Source organism: Ectorhizobium quercum, assembly GCF_026552795.1.
In the GTDB taxonomy this organism is placed as follows: domain Bacteria; phylum Pseudomonadota; class Alphaproteobacteria; order Rhizobiales; family Rhizobiaceae; genus Ectorhizobium; species Ectorhizobium quercum.
This window is the reverse complement of sequence record NZ_JANFPI010000010.1, coordinates 125,577-144,757: the sequence shown is the minus strand read 5'-3', so window position 1 is coordinate 144,757 and position 19,181 is coordinate 125,577. Positions and strand designations below refer to the sequence as shown.

Genomic DNA, 19,181 nt, shown 5'->3' with positions numbered 1-19,181 from the left:
CCGCTGTTCACTGAACGTTTCCGGCACCGTCAACCCTCAAGGAAAATCATGTTCCTGCTGCCATTTATGGCAAAATGCCATGGCTGCGGCCATTTCCTTCTCGACCGTGCTGAGTGAAACGCCCAGTTCCTCCGCGATTCTCGCATAGGGCATTTCATCGAGTTTCGCGAGCAGGAATATCTGCGCGCGACGGTGCGGCATGGAATGGATGGCCCGAAACAGCGATTGCAACTGGTCGCTCATCATCAGGCTTTTTTCGGGAGAAACCGGCTCGCCGATTATCTGGCTGTCATGCACCTTGTCAAAGAGAGACGTGCGTGTTTTTTCGAGGCGATTGTAGTCACGCGCCACGTTTTGCGCGGCGCGGACTAGAAGGCCACGGTCGGAAATTTTGAGGTCATGGTCGGAGAGTTTCAGAAAGGTATCTTGGATCACATCGTCGGCGGCATCCGGCCGGACGAGTATCCGCGACACGATCCGTTTCAAGCGCGCGTACTCGTTGACATAGAACTCAGTGATCGCACTGGCGACGATACCCATTAATCAATTGCCCCGCAAACCCATCAAATTTCATGAGTGTTTTTATCATGTTTTTGACGTTTCACAATTCATGCTGATGATGATTCGCGGATTATGGGGTGAGCTGGCGTGTGGCAAATTTCCCATCGCGCTGAAGACATCCCGCGTGACGCCGCCGATTTTTTGGAAAGTATATCGTAGCATCCATTGCGAGGGCTATGACCATAGCCGGTTCTGCGAAATGTTTCACAGCGTAGAATAGCGTTTATCGTGGATGGTAGGTAATTATTATGCTGCTATTTTCGGTATTGGTTGCTCAACCAATCGCAGGAATCGTTGTCTGCGCTCCCCTGTAACCACAGATGTCAAGCAATTCCAACGGCTTAAAGCCTTCTCCGGGAGGCTTTCGGCGTTCCCGAAAAATCTTTCCGGAAGCATATCGGAACCATGAGGGCGCGTTTCCTGACGCATAAAAAGAAGTCAACGACGGTCTTTTACAAAAGGACCTTCAGATGTGGATATCGAACATCACCTTGCCGCCCGGGGCGAAGCAAGGTCGACCTGATGCCCTGCTTCCGTGAACGTCAGAAAGGCCTGCGCATCTCTTCAGCAAAGAAGCCGACAGGAAAGCCCTTGAGTTCCGTCGTGTTGGAAACGATGGGCAGGATACGGCGCGCTTCGTGCCTCACACCGATCCTCGTTTCGATTCTCAGGTCTGAATCTGTCGTCTGCATATCGATGCCTTGCCTCATTTGTTTGCTGGGGAGAACACCCCGCGCAATTTGCCCAAGCCAGAAGAGCGGCCCGTCCGTAACCGGACGGGAAATACCCTATTTCGTCGTATAGCCGCCATTGACGAGGATGGTCTGGCCGGTCATCCACCAGCCATCGGAAACCAGGAAGCGGATGTACGGGACGATATCCTCGATGTCGGTCAGGCCGGTCTTCGAGAATTTCGACAGCGCCGCGGCGGTCTTGTGGTAGGCGACCGCATCCTCGCCCTCGGCGGGATAGAAGAAGGGCGTGTCCATCGGGCCAGGGCCGATGGCGGTCACCGAGATGCCGCGCTCGCCGAACTCCTTGGAGGCCGCCCGCGTGAAATGCTCCACCGGTGCCTTGGTGCCGGCGTAAGCGGCGTAGAACGGCGTGTAGGCACCGAGCAGCGATGTCACCAGGGTGCATATCTTGCCGTTGTCGGCGACATGCCGGCCGGCTTCCTTCAGGAAGAAGAAGGCGGACTTTGCATTGACTGCGCTCATCTCGTCGTATTCGGCCTCGGAAATCTCGACGATCGGCTTCTTCAACACCTTGCCGACGGTGTTGATGGCGATGTCGGGCTGCCCGATGGCCGCGACCGCATCCGCAAACAGTTTTTCCACGGCGCCGGCCGTGGTCAGGTCCGCCTGGAACGCGACGGCCTCTGCCCCGGCGGCCTTCACGGCTGCGACGGTCGCGTCGGCATCGGCCTTGGTGCCGGTACTGTTGTAATGAATCGCGATGGCCTTCGCGCCGTGCGCGGCAAAGTCGCGGGCGATCAGCCCGCCGAGGTTCTTTGCGCCGCCGGCGATGAGGACGGTTTTTCCGGTGATGCTGTGATCGGTCATGGCAACAGTCTCCTTTCGCTGCTCGGCCGCGTCGACGGCCGCGTTCTTATGGGAAATTTATCGTCTGGATTTCGATGATAAAGACTGGCATTCTGACAACATCTGTCAGTAATCATGAACAATCGGAGATCATGGGGACTTGGACCGCATCGACCTGTTCCGGATCTTCGCACGCGTCGTCGAATGCTCCAGCTTTACCCGCGCGGCCGACACGCTCGGCCTGCCGCGTTCGTCGGTGTCGGCGGCCGTTCAGGACCTGGAGGGCCGCGTCGGGGCACGGCTCCTCCATCGTACCACGCGCAAGGTCGCGCCGACGCAGGACGGAGCGGCCTTCTACGAGAAGTGCCTGAGCCTGATCGCCGATGTCGAGGAAACGGAGAACCTGTTCCGGCAGACCGATGCCCGCCCCTCGGGCAGGCTGCGGATCGACGTGCCCGGCCGTATCGGCAGGCTGATCATTGCTCCGGCTTTGCCGGAGTTCCTGGACCTCTATCCGGGTATCGACATCGATCTCGGCGTCACCGATCGCGCGGTGAGCCTGATCGAGGACAGCGTCGACTGCGTGCTGCGGGTGGGGCCATTGGCCGATTCCAGCCTGATCGCGCGTTCGATCGGAGAGTTGACGCTGATAAACGTCGCCAGCCCGGATTATCTCAAGCGCCGTGGCATCCCCCGCACACCGGACGACCTCCCCGACCACGCTGCGGTCAACTACGCCTCGCCGTCGAGCGGGCGGGTAGAGGACTGGGAATGGATAGAGGATGGCGTTTTACGCTCGTCGCCGATGCACGCCCGCGTCACCGTCAACAGCGCGGAGGCCTCCATCGCCTGCTGCCTGGCGGGGCTTGGTCTGATCCAGATTCCAGCTTATGACGTCCGGCACTATCTCGATGCGGGCGAACTCGTCGAGGTGATGCCCGATCACCGTGCCGAGCCTATGGCGCTGACGCTGCTCTACCCGCACCGCCAGCATCTTTCCCGCCGCCTTCAGGTCTTCGCCGACTGGCTCGACAAGCTCATGAAGCGGGACGTTCTGTCCTGAAGCTTTCCCCTGCCGGGAGTCGCGTCACGATTTCCGTCAATGCAGGTCCTGCGTATAGACGAATTTCGGCATGTTCCAGTTGAAGCGTAGCGCCAGAAGCCGCATCGCCAGACCCAGCGTCATGGCCGCGAACATGACGACGTCGTGCGGAAGGTCAAGGGAAAGACCGGCCACGTAGAGGCTGCCCGTCACCACCGACACGCTGGCATAAAGCTCGCTCCTGAACAGGAGCGGAATGTCGTTGCAGAGGATGTCGCGCAACACGCCGCCGAGGCAGCCGGTGATCATGCCCGCCACGATCACCACGATCACCGGCATGCCCATCTCCGTCGCGACAGTGCATCCGATGACGGTGAACACCACGAGACCGACGGCGTCGAGGAGCAGAAACATCCGTCGCAGCCGGTGCATGAAGCGTGCGACGGCAATCGTCGCCAGCGCTGCCGCTGCGGTCAGCAGCAGGTAGACCGGATGGGCGACCCAGACCAGCGGATGGTGGCCGAGCAGCACGTCGCGGACCGAGCCGCCACCGAGCGCCGTTACCGCGCCGAGCAGGCACACGCCGATCCAGTCCATGCTGCGGCGACCCGCCGCCAGCGCGGCCGTCATGGCCTCCGCCGTGATCGCGATCACGTAAAGGATGTGGAGTATCAGGATGCTCATGACGGCGATTGTCTCCGGTTTTTCCTACAGCGCATGTAGCCCATGATCGTCGTCGGACGAAAGGCGCAAACATCGCCGGAACGACAAGCGCCCGAGATGACCCGTTCTAACGAACCTGAACTGACCGTCACGGCTTCCACTCGGTTTCCATATTCTCCTCGATCAGCGCGCAGCGAAGCGTGACGGGCTTGCTGCTGACGACTGCGAGCGGGCCATCGATGAAATCGCAGCGGATCAGATTGTCGTTGCTGCTCAGCCGGGCCGAATAGACATTGACGTTGACCATGAGCTCCCCTTCAACCCATTGCAGGCTGTCGGCTTCGATCCCGCTTCCGGTGATCTCGACGTCGCCCGGCTCGGCCGGAACCTGGACCTCCTCCCTGCCGAGGCCGATTTGACCGACCTCGTTGGCATGTTCGCTTCCTTCCGGCGTCGGATTTCCGTAGTAGGCGGCCGCTACGACGATCTGCTCACCCCGATCGCCCAAGGTGGACCGGGCTCTGTCGGAGAGCTCCAGCGCCAAGCTGAAGGGGAAAGGCTGTTCTGCCGTTGTGCCCGCGCCAACCAAGCGGGGCCCATCCGCCCCGGCCGGCCCCGACAGCACCCCCGCAAATGCGAGAGTGAGTGCGGCCGCCCTGATGTTCTCGAACATCTTCATTGTTGTCCCTTCCTGCTCCCGTTTCGTCGTCTAGTTTGCCGACGGTACGGGACAACTCATATCGCCTTCCTCGCAGGCCAGATATTGCTGGAACTGCCGGATGCGCTGTTGCGTCAGGTCGTTGAGACACATGTCGTAGACCATCGGGTAGGCACTGCCGCCCGTAACGGCCGAGGCAGTGAAGTCGCATTCCGCATCCCGAAAGGCGACCCATGTGCGCTCCGCTCCACGGAGAAGTTGCCGCTTGTCGGGATCGTCACCCAGCCGTTTCCTGATCTCGTGAAAGAGCCTGTTCAACTCGGCGTCGGACGCCTGATAGGCCTGGAGGGCGCAGTTGTTCATCGTCGTCTGGTCCTCGGCCTTGTCCATGCATTCGTCCGCATGGGCGACGGAAAGAGTGAATGAGGCGAGCGCTGTCGTCAGAAGGATGCGTTTCATGGCGGTTCTCCTCATGGATCGTTACCGAAATACCGCGTCCTGATCTCCGCGATCAGCCCGCTTTCATGTGCGCCGATCAACTCGACGGTGAGTGGGCGTGTCAGCGCGCTGCCGAGAGGCAGCGCGAAGCCATACTTGTCAGGCGCGAAGATCGGCCCGACCACCGCGACTGGCTGCTGTGGATGGATGTGGGCATGGTATTCGAGCACCGGAGCATCCCCGACAATCGCGGCGATCTCGCCAGAGAGGAGGGCCTCTACCGCCTCCTGGGTGTGCGCAAAAAGACGGAGATTCAGGCCGCGTTCACGCGCGTATTCTTCCGACACGCTGCCGGTTTGAACCCCGACGGGCCGGCCGGGAAGATCGGCCACGCTGTTGATCTGATTGGTCAGCGAAAGGGTGGTCATCACGCTGGTCACAGACGAGGTGACATAAGCCAGCACCGCAATGCCGCAGACCAGCCACAGCCCCTGCCAGATGCGACCGATCCATCCGAACAGGTTCCGGCGCGATGGCGGCTTGCCAGACGTGGCGACCGACATGACAGTGTAGAAGCTTTCGGCAAACCCGTCGCGCCAGCGGCGCGGGAAATCCTTGTCGAAATGACGGTCGAACAGGGTCACAAGGATCGTGGCGACGACGATGACGAAGGCGATCCAGGAATAGGCCCGCAGATGGCCGGACTCGCGCAGCCCTGCAACCACATCCAGAAAGCTCGCGCCACGGTCCTCGTCGACCATGATGCGCTGACCTGCATCGAACCAGGGGTGCGTGAAATCGACGCGCTCGGCGCGGCCTCTCGTGATCGTCAGATTGGTGACGGCAATATCGATCGTGCCTGTCTCCACTGCGTCGACGAGATCGGCGAGGGTGTCGAGTTCGACATACTCGCTTTCCAGGCCAAGCTGACCGGCAAGCCATTCCCACAAATCGACGGCCATGCCGGTGAAGCCATCGTTGTTCTTCATGACGAAGGGAGGATGGACATAAACGCCGACGGTGAGCGGCCCGGAGACCGGAGCAAGCGAAGGCGCATCCTCATCCTGGGCTCTGGACGGAGTTGCGCCGGCAGACATGACGAAGATCGCAAGCAGGGCAAGGCAGGCTGCGTGCGGGAAGGAGATGGTCGAACGTCTTTTGGTCGCTGCTCTCACGTCAGGATACCTGCTGCTCAGCCCTCTCATCGACCGGGCGACCAACGCCCTGACAACCGATATAGTCATCATCGGCAATGCGATGGTGCTCCTACTCGGGTGGCAAGATATCCGTGCATGTCGTTCTTCTCCAGAAAAAACCGATAAGACCCCGGTTCAATCGTTGATGGCGATGATCTTGATCATGTTGCCGTCGCCTACACCGGAGAACCACAGTTCGCCATCTCCGATCATCACGCCCTGCCAGTTCGCGAACAGCGTTGCGTAGGTCTGCGCGGCGATCGCCTGCTTCACCTTGGAGGTGACGATCTTGTCGTAATCGGCGACGAAGTGAGCCGCGTCCCTGAGCGTCACGGCCTTGCCGTTGATGCGCGCCTGGAACGGATAATCGACCATCGCCGCCACGGCGGCCTTGTCGTCCGACGCCACGGCTTTCTGCAATTGCTCGAAGAAATGCCGGTATGGAGCATGCGCGCCGAACAGGCCGTCGAGGCTCGAGTCGACTTCAGCGGCAGTCTGCGCATACGTGTTCGTGGTCCCGGCCGATGCAGCCAGCATCGCGACAAAGAACATCCGGATCGCCTTTTTCATGTTCGCCTCATTGCGTTTATGTCGGTTGTCGCGTGAAGCCCTTCGTTTCCGTGCAGGACTTTTCCAACTCGGCCTGATCGATGCCCGGCACCCACGTCGCAGGCTGCACGGCAGGCAATCATATTGTCATTTATAACCCCGTGTGGAATTCTCCGCTTTCATAATCTTCCTCTCCGCTTGCAGGATATTCTTGCGATGTCATCGACAAGCATCGAGCCTGGCAGCCTTGACGACCTGGTGATGGCCGGCCGAAAGGCTTTGCACAGCCACGGCTTTCGTTGGCGCGGGATCGAGTTCGTCCTGGCGACCGAGGACATCCGCGAACTGACGACATGGCAGTTGAAACCCGATTTTCATTCATTGGTCGTGCATCTCGACGGGGCTCTTGCGACATTCGAATCCGAGGTTGAAAATGGTCCGGTAAAGACAGGGCCGCCCAGGAGCGGTGAGATCTGGATCGTGCCGGCGGCAGCCACCTACACTGCGAAGGCAAGGGGGGCGGCCGTTCGCTATGCTGAAATGCGGCTGCCCCCCGACGCAATGTCGCGTTTGACAGGACAAGCCATTCCGATCGAAGGAATTCCGCCACTCCTTGGAATACGCGACGAACTGATCATCGCGTGCATGCGCCGGCTTGCGGATTTATGCGAGCGGACGGACGACGTCTCGACCATGTTCGGCGAACATCTCGCCGCCGCTTTGTGCCATCATGTCTTCGCCACCTACTCGGCCGGTGGCGAAGCTGTGGAAATCGGCGACGCATCCCCAATCCCGCCCGCCATGACGGCGTTGCTGCGAGAGTACATTCAGGACCGGCTGGACAAGCGCATACGGCTTGAAGAGCTTGCCGCCCTCACCGGCATGGCGCCCAAGCCGTTTCTCAAGGCCTTCCGCCGGGCGTTCGGCACAACTCCGGCCCAGTATGTCATCGACAAGCGCATCGAAAGCGCGCGTGCGCTGCTTGCAGACATGTCGCTCAGCATCACGGAGGTGGCGCTGATGACCGGGTTCTCGCACCATGCCCATCTCACCCGGACTTTCAGCCGGAGATTGGGAACGCCACCCAGTCGATATCGCCATCTGCTGCACGCCTGAATTTCGTCCAGACACCACGCATTAAGCTGCACTCAAAACACCGAATAGGCGAAAGCTCTGCTTGCCGATGCAGGGCTAACGGTCTTCGGGCATGCCTCACCCTTGCAACGTGCTTTCGCGCTGGCTGGATGGTGGCTTGGTGACTGCGAGCATGATGCCGCCCGCGGTGATGATCGCTGACCCTGCGATAACACCCAATGTCGGCTGTTCGCCAAAGAACAGAAAGCCGATCAGACCTGCGAAGATCAGCCACGTATAATCGACAGGGCCGACGATGGACAGCGATGCAAGACGATAGCCGCGGACGATGCAATATTGTGCCGTCACCGCGAGCGGCCCGAGCAGGACGAAGGATATGGCGTTTTCGGGAGACAGAGGCACCCACTGCATGGCCGCGGGGGCGGCCATCAGCAGGATACCGAACGTGTTGACATAGAGCAGCACCGTCATCGCACGATCGGAATGCGAAAGCATCTTGATCATCAACCCTTCGACGGCCAGCAGCGCCGCGCCGAGAACCGCGATGCCGGCCGGAACGACATAAGCCAGGTGGAATGCGGTGAACGCGCCGCGCGATGCCATGATGATCGTGGCCCCGGCGCAGCAGATCGCGATTGCGCCGAGGTGCCGCCGGCTTGGCCGCTCCTTCAGAACCAGTACCCCGAGCGGAATAACGAACACCACATAGAGAAGACCGATGGCCGTGGCATCCACGATGGGCATGTTTGCCGATGCGTAGATCAGCGCTCCGCCGCCGGAGGCGCCGAAGACGGCCCGCATGAAATGGGAGAGCGGTTTGGGGCTTCGATAGGCGGACAGCCTTTCCCGCCGCATTGCCACGACCAGCAACAGCATTGCCAGACCGCCGATGTATCGGAGGAACAGGATTTGCAGCGGGGTCGCGCTTCCGCCAGCGAATTTTCCAGATGCGAAGATCAAGGAAAATAATGCTGTCCCGGCCGTGACCCATGCAATGGCTTTGGTGTTGGTATAAAGCTGTCGAGAATGCATCGCACTTCCAGAAAGGTTTTTTCTCCCGCTTTGTGCTAGATTCTCGTCTGGTGTTCAAACGAGCAATTTGAGGGGATCTTGAGGAAAACTCATGCAGATCAGACGCCGTGTTTCTCTCAATGCCGTCCGGGTGTTCGCGACTGTCGCACGCACCGGGAGCCTGACGGCCGCTGGCGCTGAACTCGGCGTTACCTCCGGCGCGGTGAGCCACCAGCTTAGAAAACTCGAAGAGGAACTTGGCGTGAGCTTCTTCCGTCGAGGAAACAATTCCGTTTCCCTCACCGACGCGGGGGAGCGGTTCTATCAGGAGGTCGCGCCGGCGGTCGCGCTCATCGAGCGCTCGGCCGATGCCCTGTATCGTCGCGCGGCCGAAATCACCGTGCAGGCGTCAACGTCGCTTGCCGTGCGCTGGCTGATCCCGTCACTGGACCGCTTTCGCGCTCTTTGCCCCGAGGTCCGCGTTCGGGTGGAAACCGGTTCTGCGTCAGGCTTTCCGGCCGTCCCGGTCTCCGATGTCGGCATCCGCTATTTCCGGGCCGGTGAAGCGGCCGAAGGATGGGAACTGCTTGGGCGCGATTTGAGCCGTCCCGTGGTGTCTTCGAGCCTGCTGGCAAAGATCGCCGATGGACGGGAGATCGCCGTTCAGGACCTGCCGGCCCTTCAATGCGCAGCCGGCAATTGGGATTGGAAGCTTTGGTGCGATGCGTCCGGCATTTCGTTGGCGGGCCTGACATTCGCCCATGAATTCGACACGGACGACGCAGCGCTTCATGCCTGTGTTGCCGGTCTGGGCATGATGCTTGCGCCGCCGATCCTCACGGCCAGGGAAACACAATCCGGTGCGCTGGTCGTCCCGCCCGGATATGAGCCGGTCGAGATGGGGTCATATCGTTATCAGCGCCGGTCGGAATCGAGGGTGGTTCGGCAGTTCTGCGACTGGATGAGCACCGAAATGCAGGGCCTCGGATAAGCGGTGTCACCGAAAGCGCATTTCTGCAAAATTGCGATGGCGGGGTTATGCTGTGAGGATATATGCGGTTAGGATAGCTGCGTGAGCCTGCCCGACCTTCCACCGGACCTGACCTTCCCAAGACTTCGGCATAAAGTTCGGCTGCTGTGGCTTCACCTTTGAGGCGGAACGAGCAGAATCCGGGGACGCTTTCTTTCCGGGCACTCTTTGATCACTGTGTGCTTCGGTGGATTCTATCCGTTTTTCGTATGGAGAATGATCATGGAAACCAATCAACTGCATCGTGGCCGGCTCATCGACCACCTCCAGCTCGTGGTTCAGGACCTGAAGGCCAGCCAGGACTTCTACACGGCCGTGCTGGGCGTGCTGGACATTCCCATCGTCGGTACGGCCGACAACTATTTCTGGGCCGACGAACTCGTCGTGTCTTCGGCGGAAAGCCCGGCGGCGCTGGGTGTGCTGACGGGGCGTCACCATCTGGCCTTCCAGGCCAGGGACCGCGCGACGGTGGATGCCTTTTATCGCGCCGCGCTGGCGCATGGCGGGCGCGATAACGGTGTGCCCGGCGAGCGGGACTATCACCCCGGGTACTACGCGGCCTTCGTGCTCGACCCCGATGGCAATAACATCGAGGCCGTATATCATGGCGAGGGACGGCGCAGCGCGCCCTCGGTGGTGATCGATTTTTAGGGTTGCGTCCGTCGTGCGTGGATCGAGGGCAGGTCAGAAGAACGAGCCGACCATTTCCGGCGTGCCTTCCAGCGCATGGGCCATGAACTCGAGCCCGCTGCGCAGCTTTTCGCGGGTGATCGGCCCGCCGAGGCATACGCGAACCGTCTCTCCCGGGACGCCCTCCACCGTGAAGGCGTCGGAGGCGACGATGCCGATCCGCGTATTGCGCATGTGGCTGGCGAAATTCGAGCGGGTCCAGCCGTTCCCCAGGGGCAGCCAGATGTTGAAGCTGATCGGGTCGGCCATGTAGCTTCCGGCCGGAAGCAACCCGGCGACGATCTTCTGGCGAGCCGCCGTCTCCGAGCGAATAAACCTCAGGATCATGTCGGCGGTGCCGTCTTCTATCCACCGTGTCGCAAGCGCGGTGTTGAGCGGCGAGGCCATGACGTTGTTCGCCTTCATGGCGGCGATGAAGGGCCAGGCAGATTTCGTGTCGGGCGCCACGACATAGGCAAGCCTCAGGCCCGCGCCGATGCACTTCGCCAGTCCGCCGATATGCCAGGTGAGGTCGGGCGCCATCGTGGCGAGCGGCGGCGGCGCCTGCAACGGGATGAAGCCATAGGCGTCGTCCTCGATGATCGGCAGACGGAACTTGCGGGCGACCGCGCAGATCTCCTCGCGCCGGGCGAGCGGGATGGTCAGCGTCGTCGGGTTCTGGAGTGTCGGGTTGAGGTAGAGCGCCTTCGGCGAGCGCTTGAGGCAGGCCTCCGCCAGGGCGTCGGGCAGGATGCCGTGTTCGTCCATCGGCAGGCCGTGCATGCTGAGCCGAAGCTGCGCGGCGATGGAGCGCACGCCCGGATAGGTTATGTTTTCCGACAGAATGACCTGTCCCGGCTTCGCGAGCATGCCGAGGATCGCAAGCAGCGCGGGATGCGCGCCGGGCGTGGCGAAAATCCGCTCCTGCGAGGGAACGAGACCGCGCCGGCTGAGCCAGGCGGTGGCCGCGTCCTTGTCTATCTCCGCACCGCCGAAGCCCTGATAGCGCAGCAGCGGCACGAGGCTGGACGCGATGGCGCAAAGCCCCTCGCGCATGCGTTCGACAAGGTCGGGATCGTCGGGCTCGGGCGGCATGTTCATCGAATAGTCGACGGCCGGCAGTCGGCGTGGATCGGGCGTGAAATCCAGCGCAAAGCCGCGCCGCTCCCTGTCCTGCCCGCCGGTGACGAAGGTGCCGCGCCCGACATGCGTGTCGATCAGTCCGCGCTTTTTGGCCTCGACATAGCCGCGCGCCACCGTGGTGAAGTCCATGCCGAGCTGGCGGGCGAGTTCGCGTTGCGCCGGCAGCCGGTCGCCGACGACCAGCACGCCGCTTCGCAGGTCCATCTCGATCAGGTCCGCGATCGCCATGTAGCGCGGGCTGTTGCTGCGCCGGAGGTCCGGCAGCCATTCCTTCATCATGTCGTCCCCGTATGATTCTCAATGACTGTATATATATCCATTCAATTTGTGTCATCCTCCTATTTCGCGACGGCGCCGATGACCGCCGCAGCGCGGAGGAGGGCGAGCTGATGGCGTCTTGAAAAAGGGTGTTCTGGCGCCTTTCCTACTGAAAGACGGCACATTGACGGGATCAATCAACCGGCAATCCGCGTCGAAATTCGGCAGGTCCTTGCCTCTCGTTTGAACGCGTTTCTCAACGCTTTCCTTTAATTGAATGCATTATTGTATGTATTTGCACAATGATTGATCGGTTTTTGCGTAAAATCAATTTGGCACGGGCGTTGCAATGAAGGAGGGGCACCCCGCGGTTGGGGAAAGCCTTTCATTCAGAGGAGCGTCCAATGCCCGCAGTCACCAAGCCCGCCCATGAGACCGGTGATTTCTTCGTCGATTACGAGGAAAAGGTTTTCGAGGATGTCCAGGCCAGGGAGGGCGAGAAGGCCCTCATCACCTTCCACACGGTCGCCTTCGAGGGCTCGATCGGCCTCGTGAACCTGCTCCAGGCCAAGCGTCTGAAGCGCAAGGGGTTCGAGACCTCCGTGCTGCTCTACGGTCCGGGCGTCACGCTGGGCGTCCAACGCGGCTTCCCGAAGCTTGGCGACGAAGCCTTCCCGGGTCATCTGAATTTCAACAACCAGATCAAGGGTTTCATGGAGGAGGGCGGCAAGGTCTATGCCTGCCGTTTCGCGCTTCAGGCGCTCTACGGTCACGGCGAACCGTCGCTGATCCCCGGCATCAAGCCGATCAGTCCGCTCGACGTGCTCGATCTCGTTCTCATCCACCGCCGCGACGGCGCGTTCATTCTCGATACCTGGACGCTCTGACCCCGCGCGCGGGGCGGCGCCGTTTCCGCCCCGCGCCTTCCCGAAACGCGAAACCGCTTCACGCTTTTGCTGGAAATGCTCTGGAGGAATTCGCCCGTGGACAAGAAAACCGTGAGGGTGGCCGCAGCCCAGATCGCTCCCGATCTCACCTCCCGCGACAAGACGCTGGCCCGCGTGCTGGAGACGATCCGGGACGCGGCTGGCCGGGGAGCCGAGCTGGTCGTCTTTCCCGAAACGTTCGTGCCGTGGTATCCCTATTTCTCCTTCGTTCTGCCGCCGGTGCTGTCCGGCCGCGAACATCTCCGGCTTTACGAGGAAGCCGTGACGGTCCCATCCGCCGCAACGGATGCCGTGGCCGGTGCCGCGCGCGAATTCGGCATCGTCGTCGTTCTCGGCGTCAACGAGCGCGATCACGGCACGCTCTACAACACGCAACTGGTCTTCGATGCCGACGGATGCCTGATCCTCAGGCGCCGCAAGATCACCCCCACCTTCCATGAGCGGATGATCTGGGGGCAGGGCGACGGGTCCGGCCTGAAGGTGGTGGAGAGCGCGGTCGGACGCATCGGCGCGCTCGCCTGCTGGGAGCACTACAATCCGCTGGCCCGCTACGCGCTGATGGCCCAGCACGAGGAAATCCACGTCGCGCAGTTCCCCGGCTCGCTGGTCGGCCCGATCTTCGCCGACCAGATGGAAGTGACGATCCGCCACCACGCGCTGGAAAGCGGCTGCTTCGTCGTCAACGCGACCGGCTGGCTGACAGAGGCGCAGATCCGTTCCGTGACGCCCGACGAAGGCTTGCAGAAGGCGCTTCGCGGCGGCTGCATGACGGCGATCGTCTCGCCCGAGGGCAAGCATGTCGTGCCGCCGCTGACGGAGGGCGAGGGCATCCTCATCGCCGATCTCGACATGGGTCTCATCGTCAAGCGCAAGCGGATGATGGACTCGGTCGGCCACTATGCCCGTCCCGAACTTCTCCAGCTTTGCCTCGACGACCGCCCGACCGCGCCGATGGCGACGACGTCCGGCGCTCTTCCTTCCCTTTCCGCCACGCCGACAAGGACCGAAAACGATGGACACTCTGCCGTCTCCCTCGACCGAAACCCTGATCAACGAATTGCAGTCCTACGGGGCGAGGCTGGTTGATCCGAAGGCCGGCCACGAAAGCCGGCGCGGCGGCGCCGGGCCTTCCGACCACAAGGCGCTGACCATCGACGGCATGACCGTGATGGTGCCGGTACATACCGCGCCGGCCTTCGAAAGCCCCTATCTGGTGGAAAAGCCGGATGAGGCCGGCAAGAGCCGCATCAGCCGCGACGGCAAGGTGCTGGGCGAGGTCAGTTTCCCGCTGCGCCCGCGCTTTTACGAAAAGACCACGGCGGACGGTATTCCCTATTCGAAGATTGCCGTTCTCCACGGCCGCGACGTGCTGGCGACGACGGTGCTGCAAACCTGCATCCGTTACCAGAGCCGCACGAAAACCTGCCAGTTCTGTGCCATCGGCCAGTCGCTCGCGGCCGGCCGCACCATCGCCCACAAGACACCGGAACAACTGGCCGAGGTGGCGAAGGCGGCGGTCGAACTCGACGGCGTCAGGCACATGGTCATGACCACCGGCACGCCGAAGGGCGACGACCGCGGGGCCGCGATCCTTGCTGAAAGCGCCCGCACCATCAAGGCGGCGGTGGACCTGCCGATCCAGGCGCAATGTGAACCGCCCGAAGACGACGTCTGGTTCGAGCGCATGAAGGAAGCGGGCGTCGATGCGCTCGGCATGCATCTCGAAGTGGTGACGCCTGAGGTGCGCGCCCGCATCATGCCGGGCAAGGCGCAGGTCTCCGTCGAAAAGTACATGGCCTCCTTCAAGGCGGCGGTGAAGGTGTTCGGGCGCGGTCAGGTCTCGACCTACATCCTGGCGGGGCTGGGCGATACGCGCGAAGCCATTCTCGACATGTGCGAAAAGCTGGTGGAAATCGGCGTCTATCCCTTTGTCGTGCCCTTCGTGCCGATTTCGGGAACGCCGCTCGAAAGCCATCCGACCCCGAAGCCGGATTTCATGCACGCGATCCTGAAGCCGCTTTCGGAAATGCTCGTCACGAGTGGATTGAAGGCCGTCGACATCAAGGCCGGCTGCGGCAAGTGCGGCGCCTGTTCCGCCCTCTCCACCTATGAGCGGAGGCTGACGGCATGATGATCGAGCCCGTGCCGGTCTTCCGGTCTCCCGAATATCAGGTGAAATTCGCGACCTGTAACTGGGAGCGTGGTCGCGCCTATGCGCTGCGCCGGGCCGTGTTCTGCGCGGAGCAGGGCCTGTTTGCCGGCGACGACCGCGACGGGATCGATGACCGGGCCATTCCGATCGTGGCGCTTGCGATGCTCGGCGTCGTGGCCGACGAGGTGGTCGGCACGGTGCGTATCCACGAGGCGGAGCCCGGCGTCTGGTGGGGCTCGCGCCTTGCCGTCCATCCAGACTACAGGAGGATAGGCGCCCTCGGCGCGACGCTGATCCGGCTTGCTGTTTCCTCCGCCCATGCCAGGGGTTGCCGCACCTTTCTCGCCAACGTGCAGGCGCAGAACGGCCTTCTGTTTCGCCGCCTCCACTGGCGGGTGACGGACGAGTTCGAGATCTACGGCAAGCCGCATCTGCGCATGCAGGCCGATCTCGACCATTATCCGCCGTGCTTCTCGCCGGAAGCGGGCTTCACGGCCCTGCCGAGAAAGGCGGCCTGAGCCATGACGGAAGGCGAATTTCATTCGATCGTCGCAGCCCTGCGGGCCAGCGCTGGCATTGCCGCCAAGCGCGACATTGCCGATGTGGCCGGGCGGCTTCGGCTTTCCGGCCAGCCGGTCGCCGTCGGCGACGACTGCGCGGCGATCCCGGACGGTGACGGCTATCTGCTGCTCGCCATCGAGGGCTTCATGAACGAATTCGTGGCGGGCGATCCCTGGTTCGCCGGCTGGTGCGGGGTCATGGTCAACCTTTCGGACATCGCTGCGATGGGCGGCCGGCCGATTGCCGTGGTCGACGCCATCTGGGCGAGGGAGGCGGACGGCGCGGAGCCGGTGCTCGCGGGCCTTGGCGCAGCATCCGAGGCCTTCGGCGTGCCCATCGTCGGCGGCCACACCAACCTGAAGACCGACCGGGGCCAGCTTTCGGTCGCGGTGCTCGGCCGGGCGAAGCGCCTGCTCACCAGTTTCGACGCGAGGCCCGGCGAAAGGCTCGTCGCCGCCGTCGATCATCGCGGCGCCTATCGCGAACCCTTCGACAACTGGCAGGCTGCGACCACGGCGCCGCCGGGCCGCCTGCGCGGCGATCTCGACCTTCTGCCGCAGATCGCCGAGGCCGGCTGGTCGAGCGCGGCCAAGGATATCAGCCAGGGCGGCATCGTCGGCACGGCGATCATGCTGGCCGAATGCTCGGGCGTGGGCATCGATATCGATCTCGACTGCATCCCGCTGCCGGCGGGCGTCGCACTCGCGCGCTGGCTCGCCACGTTCCCCAGCTACGGTTATCTCCTGTCGGTGCCCGAGGCCCATGTGGAAAACGTGCTCGGGCTTTTTGCCGGCCGCGACCTGACGGCGGCGGTGATCGGCGAGGTCCGGGCCGGTTCGGCCATCCATGTGGTCTCGTCCGCCGGGCGCGCCCTGATCCGCGATCATGCCGCCGAACCGCTGATGCGGTTCGACCGCGGGGAGGCCGCCCGATGAATCGCTCTCTCCGCATCGCCATGCTCGCCCATTCCACCAATCCGCGCGGCGGCGTGGTTCACGCCCTGCACCTGTCCGAAGCGCTTGCCGATCTCGGCCACGAGGTCGTGCTCCATGCGCCGGACGCATCGGGAAAGGGTTTCTTTCGCGCGGCCGGATGCGGGGTCAGGCCTTTCCCGGTCGGTCCCGCGCCGGCGGATATGACGGCAATGGTCATTCGGCGGATCGAGGATTATGTGCGCCATTTCGAGGAGAAGGACGTTTCCGGCTTCGACCTTTACCACGCCCATGACGGTATTTCGGGTAATGCGCTGGCGACGCTGAAGGCGAGGGGAAGAATTTCCGGTTTCATGCGCACCGTCCATCATGTCGACAATTTCGCGGATCCGCACCTCAACCATCTCCAGGCGCGCTCCATAGACGAGGCGGCCGGTCTTTTCACCGTCAGCGACCATTGGCGGACCTGGTTCGCGGAGCGCGGGCGGGATTCGGTGAAGGTCGGCAACGGCGTCGACATGACCCGTTTCTCGCCGGACAGGGACGAAAGCGACCTGAGGCTTGCCGGGCGCCTGCCGCGCGGTGCCGGCCCCGTCTTTCTGGCCGTCGGCGGGGTGGAAAGGCGCAAGAACACGCTCGGCATCCTCAGGGCTTTCGCACAGGTTCTGGCCGTGCGCCCCGATGCGAGGCTGATTATTGCCGGCGGCGTCTCGCTGCTCGATCACCGCACCTATCAAGCCGCGTTTTCCGCCGAACTGGCCGCCCGCCCGCATCTTGCCGCCGCCGTCACCTTCCTCGGCGGCGTTGCGGACGAGGACATGCCGGCCCTGTTCCGCAGCGCCGACGCGCTTGTCTTTCCCTCGCTGATGGAAGGCTTCGGACTGGTCGTCCTTGAGGCGATGGCGAGCGGCTTGCCGGTCGTCGTGTCATCCGTGACGCCATTCACCGAATATGTGCCTTCCGACGCTGCGGTCTGGTGCGACCCGCGCCGCGCCTCCTCCATCGCCGATGCCATGCTGACGGTTCTGTCGCCCCGCATCCGCCAGGGTTGCATCGAGGCCGGCCGGCGGGTGGCTGCCCGGCACGACTGGCGCTCGGTGGCTATGGCGCACCTGCCCGCCTATTACGCCTTCACCGGCAGCAAGGAGATGGCCCATGCCTGAAATGCGTTTCATCGTGACCTGGCCGGACGGACAGGACGAGGAGTGCTATTCGCCCTCACTCGTCATCCGCGATTATTTCGAGGAGGGGAGCCGTTACCCGCTGGCCGATTTCCTGACGCGCAGCCGCGAGGCGCTGACCATAGCCAGCGACCGCGTGAAGGCCCGCTACGGCCATGCCTGTTCTCTGGCGCTCGGCCAGTTGTCCCGCATCGAGCAGCGCGGACGCGCCTTCGGCGATCCGCAGGCCGAAGTCCAGATCAAGACATTCCTGTTGTGAAAGGTATTGCCATGACCTCCCTGTCTCTCAAGGATCATTACGGCGCGGTCGTCGTCGGCGGCGGGCAGGCCGGACTGTCGGCCAGCCATTATCTCGGCAAGGCCGGGATCGATCACATCGTTTTCGAGAAGAAGACCGCGGCCCACAAGTGGAAGAGCGAGCGCTGGGATGCCTTCTGCCTCGTCACGCCGAATTATCAATGCCTGCTGCCCGATCATCCCTATGACGGCGACGATCCGCACGGCTTCATGGTCAAGGACGAGATCGTCGCCTATCTCGACCGCTTCATCGCCAGGGTCGCAGCGCCCGTTCTGGAACATACCGAAGTGCGGCTGGTGGAACACACGGGCGAAGGGTTCCGGGTGGAGACCTCCGCCGGCACGGTGACGGCCGACAGCGTCGTCCTCGCGACGAGCCTTTATGCCGATCCCTTCATTCCGCGCGCCGGCGCGAAACTGCCGGAGACGATCCTTCAGCTTCATACCGCCGACTATCGCAATCCGCAGTCGTTGCCGGAAGGTGCGGTCATGGTCGTCGGGTCGGGCCAGTCCGGCTGCCAGATCGCCGAGGATCTTCATCTCGCCGGCCGCAAGGTGCATCTCGTGACGGGCAATGCGCCGCGCTGCGCCCGCTTCTATCGCGGCCGCGACGTGGTCGACTGGCTGACCGATATCGGCCAGTACGAAATCACCATCGCCGATGACGGAATGGAGAAGAAGAAGCACGACACCAATCATTATCTGACGGGTCGCGACGGCGGCCGCGACATCGATCTGCGGCAGTTTGCGCTGGAAGGCATGGAACTCCACGGCCGCATGGAAACCGTCTCGGGCGGCAGGATGATCTTCCGGCCCAACCTGAAGCAGAATCTCGACGAGGCCGACCGGGTCTATAACGGCATCAACGCGCTGATCGACCGGTACATCGCCGGGAAGGGGATCGAAGCGCCGCCCCCGAGCGTCTATCGGCCGGTGTGGACGCCGGAGCGGGAGGTGACGGAAATCGATCTTCGGGCTGCCGGCATCACCAGCGTCGTCTGGGCGACGGGCTTCACGCCCGACTGGTCCTTCGTGGCCTTGCCGATCTTCGACGGCACGGGCTATCCGGTGCAAAGACGCGGCGTGACGGGCGTGCCCGGCCTCTACGTGCTCGGCCTGCCCTGGCTGTGGACCTGGGGGTCCGGCCGTTTCCTCGGCATCGCGAAGGATGCGGAATATATCGTGGATCATCTGGCGGATTTCGTTGCCTGCGACCTGCCCGCAGCCAGACGCGTTTCGGCCGTCTGATGCCGGGGA

21 protein-coding genes are annotated in these 19,181 nt (G+C 62.6%); 12 read left to right on the top strand and 9 right to left on the bottom strand.

Annotated features, from left to right (window positions below; all coding sequences use genetic code 11):
- Window positions 1-36 precede the first annotated feature (36 nt).
- Both NOF55_RS21780 and NOF55_RS21775 read right to left on the bottom strand, forming a co-directional pair.
- Window positions 37-540 carry an RNA polymerase sigma factor gene (locus NOF55_RS21780; protein WP_306413232.1) on the bottom strand — a complete coding sequence of 168 codons (504 nt, stop codon included), beginning with the start codon at window positions 538-540 and terminating at the stop codon, window positions 37-39.
- 809 nt (window positions 541-1,349) lie between these two features.
- A complete protein-coding gene (locus tag NOF55_RS21775; RefSeq protein ID WP_306413231.1) occupies window positions 1,350-2,123 on the bottom strand; it encodes an SDR family oxidoreductase in 774 nt (257 codons plus the stop codon).
- Between the two features lie 139 nt (window positions 2,124-2,262).
- Here NOF55_RS21775 and NOF55_RS21770 point away from each other — a divergent pair, with 139 nt between their 5' ends.
- Complete coding sequence (locus tag NOF55_RS21770) at window positions 2,263-3,165, top strand: LysR family transcriptional regulator (protein ID WP_306413230.1); 903 nt, start codon at window positions 2,263-2,265, stop codon at window positions 3,163-3,165.
- 36 nt (window positions 3,166-3,201) lie between these two features.
- Here the strand turns inward: NOF55_RS21770 and NOF55_RS21765 are convergent, their stop codons facing one another.
- The 5 genes from NOF55_RS21765 to NOF55_RS21745 all read right to left on the bottom strand — a co-directional run bounded on the left by NOF55_RS21765 (window position 3,202) and on the right by NOF55_RS21745 (window position 6,669).
- Complete coding sequence (locus tag NOF55_RS21765; RefSeq protein WP_306413229.1) at window positions 3,202-3,828, bottom strand: trimeric intracellular cation channel family protein; 627 nt, start codon at window positions 3,826-3,828, stop codon at window positions 3,202-3,204.
- A 127-nt stretch (window positions 3,829-3,955) separates the two neighbouring features.
- Window positions 3,956-4,486 carry a hypothetical protein gene (locus NOF55_RS21760; protein WP_306413228.1) on the bottom strand — a complete coding sequence of 177 codons (531 nt, stop codon included), beginning with the start codon at window positions 4,484-4,486 and terminating at the stop codon, window positions 3,956-3,958.
- 30 nt (window positions 4,487-4,516) lie between these two features.
- On the bottom strand, window positions 4,517-4,924 hold the full coding sequence (locus tag NOF55_RS21755; protein ID WP_306413227.1) for a lysozyme inhibitor LprI family protein: 408 nt from the start codon (window positions 4,922-4,924) through the stop codon (window positions 4,517-4,519).
- Between the two features lie 11 nt (window positions 4,925-4,935).
- Complete coding sequence (locus NOF55_RS21750) at window positions 4,936-6,078, bottom strand: transporter substrate-binding domain-containing protein (RefSeq protein ID WP_306413226.1); 1,143 nt, start codon at window positions 6,076-6,078, stop codon at window positions 4,936-4,938.
- A 156-nt stretch (window positions 6,079-6,234) separates the two neighbouring features.
- Window positions 6,235-6,669: a hypothetical protein gene (locus NOF55_RS21745; RefSeq protein ID WP_306413225.1), complete on the bottom strand. Its 435-nt coding sequence runs from the start codon at window positions 6,667-6,669 to the stop codon at window positions 6,235-6,237.
- Between the two features lie 195 nt (window positions 6,670-6,864).
- Between NOF55_RS21745 and NOF55_RS21740 the strand changes: the two genes are divergently transcribed.
- Window positions 6,865-7,764, top strand: a complete 900-nt coding sequence (locus NOF55_RS21740; protein WP_306413224.1) for a helix-turn-helix domain-containing protein — start codon at window positions 6,865-6,867, stop codon at window positions 7,762-7,764.
- A 96-nt stretch (window positions 7,765-7,860) separates the two neighbouring features.
- Here the strand turns inward: NOF55_RS21740 and NOF55_RS21735 are convergent, their stop codons facing one another.
- Complete coding sequence (locus NOF55_RS21735) at window positions 7,861-8,775, bottom strand: DMT family transporter (RefSeq protein WP_306413223.1); 915 nt, start codon at window positions 8,773-8,775, stop codon at window positions 7,861-7,863.
- Window positions 8,776-8,866: 91 nt separating this feature from the next.
- On the opposite strand from NOF55_RS21735, the gene NOF55_RS21730 reads away from it, so the two are divergent.
- Window positions 8,867-9,745, top strand: coding sequence for a LysR family transcriptional regulator (locus NOF55_RS21730; protein ID WP_306413222.1), 879 nt, complete (start codon window positions 8,867-8,869; stop codon window positions 9,743-9,745).
- A gap of 261 nt (window positions 9,746-10,006) precedes the next feature.
- Window positions 10,007-10,435 (top strand): VOC family protein, encoded by a 429-nt coding sequence (locus NOF55_RS21725; protein ID WP_306413221.1) that lies wholly within the window; start codon window positions 10,007-10,009, stop codon window positions 10,433-10,435.
- Window positions 10,436-10,468: 33 nt separating this feature from the next.
- Here NOF55_RS21725 and NOF55_RS21720 read toward each other — a convergent pair whose 3' ends face one another.
- Entirely contained in the window at window positions 10,469-11,872 is a 1,404-nt protein-coding gene (locus NOF55_RS21720) for an aminotransferase-like domain-containing protein (RefSeq protein ID WP_306413248.1), read from the bottom strand.
- 386 nt (window positions 11,873-12,258) lie between these two features.
- Here NOF55_RS21720 and NOF55_RS21715 point away from each other — a divergent pair, with 386 nt between their 5' ends.
- The 8 genes from NOF55_RS21715 to NOF55_RS21680 all read left to right on the top strand — a co-directional run bounded on the left by NOF55_RS21715 (window position 12,259) and on the right by NOF55_RS21680 (window position 19,172).
- Complete coding sequence (locus NOF55_RS21715) at window positions 12,259-12,741, top strand: MSMEG_0572/Sll0783 family nitrogen starvation response protein (RefSeq protein WP_306413220.1); 483 nt, start codon at window positions 12,259-12,261, stop codon at window positions 12,739-12,741.
- A 96-nt stretch (window positions 12,742-12,837) separates the two neighbouring features.
- Window positions 12,838-13,887 (top strand): Nit6803 family nitrilase, encoded by a 1,050-nt coding sequence (locus tag NOF55_RS21710; protein WP_306413219.1) that lies wholly within the window; start codon window positions 12,838-12,840, stop codon window positions 13,885-13,887.
- Window positions 13,814-14,932: an MSMEG_0568 family radical SAM protein gene (locus NOF55_RS21705; RefSeq protein WP_306413218.1), complete on the top strand. Its 1,119-nt coding sequence runs from the start codon at window positions 13,814-13,816 to the stop codon at window positions 14,930-14,932. Before NOF55_RS21710 ends, NOF55_RS21705 begins: the two co-directional genes overlap by 74 nt.
- On the top strand, window positions 14,929-15,471 hold the full coding sequence (locus tag NOF55_RS21700; RefSeq protein ID WP_306413217.1) for an MSMEG_0567/Sll0786 family nitrogen starvation N-acetyltransferase: 543 nt from the start codon (window positions 14,929-14,931) through the stop codon (window positions 15,469-15,471). Before NOF55_RS21705 ends, NOF55_RS21700 begins: the two co-directional genes overlap by 4 nt.
- A 3-nt stretch (window positions 15,472-15,474) precedes the next feature.
- Window positions 15,475-16,449: a sll0787 family AIR synthase-like protein gene (locus tag NOF55_RS21695; RefSeq protein WP_306413216.1), complete on the top strand. Its 975-nt coding sequence runs from the start codon at window positions 15,475-15,477 to the stop codon at window positions 16,447-16,449.
- Window positions 16,446-17,609 (top strand): MSMEG_0565 family glycosyltransferase, encoded by a 1,164-nt coding sequence (locus tag NOF55_RS21690; protein ID WP_306413215.1) that lies wholly within the window; start codon window positions 16,446-16,448, stop codon window positions 17,607-17,609. The genes NOF55_RS21695 and NOF55_RS21690 overlap by 4 nt, the downstream gene beginning before the upstream one ends.
- The gene (locus NOF55_RS21685) at window positions 17,602-17,886 is read left to right on the top strand and encodes an MSMEG_0570 family nitrogen starvation response protein (RefSeq protein ID WP_306413214.1); all 285 of its coding nucleotides are present in this window, start codon (window positions 17,602-17,604) and stop codon (window positions 17,884-17,886) included. The genes NOF55_RS21690 and NOF55_RS21685 overlap by 8 nt, the downstream gene beginning before the upstream one ends.
- An 11-nt stretch (window positions 17,887-17,897) precedes the next feature.
- Window positions 17,898-19,172 (top strand): MSMEG_0569 family flavin-dependent oxidoreductase, encoded by a 1,275-nt coding sequence (locus NOF55_RS21680; protein ID WP_306413213.1) that lies wholly within the window; start codon window positions 17,898-17,900, stop codon window positions 19,170-19,172.
- Window positions 19,173-19,181: the final 9 nt, after the last annotated feature.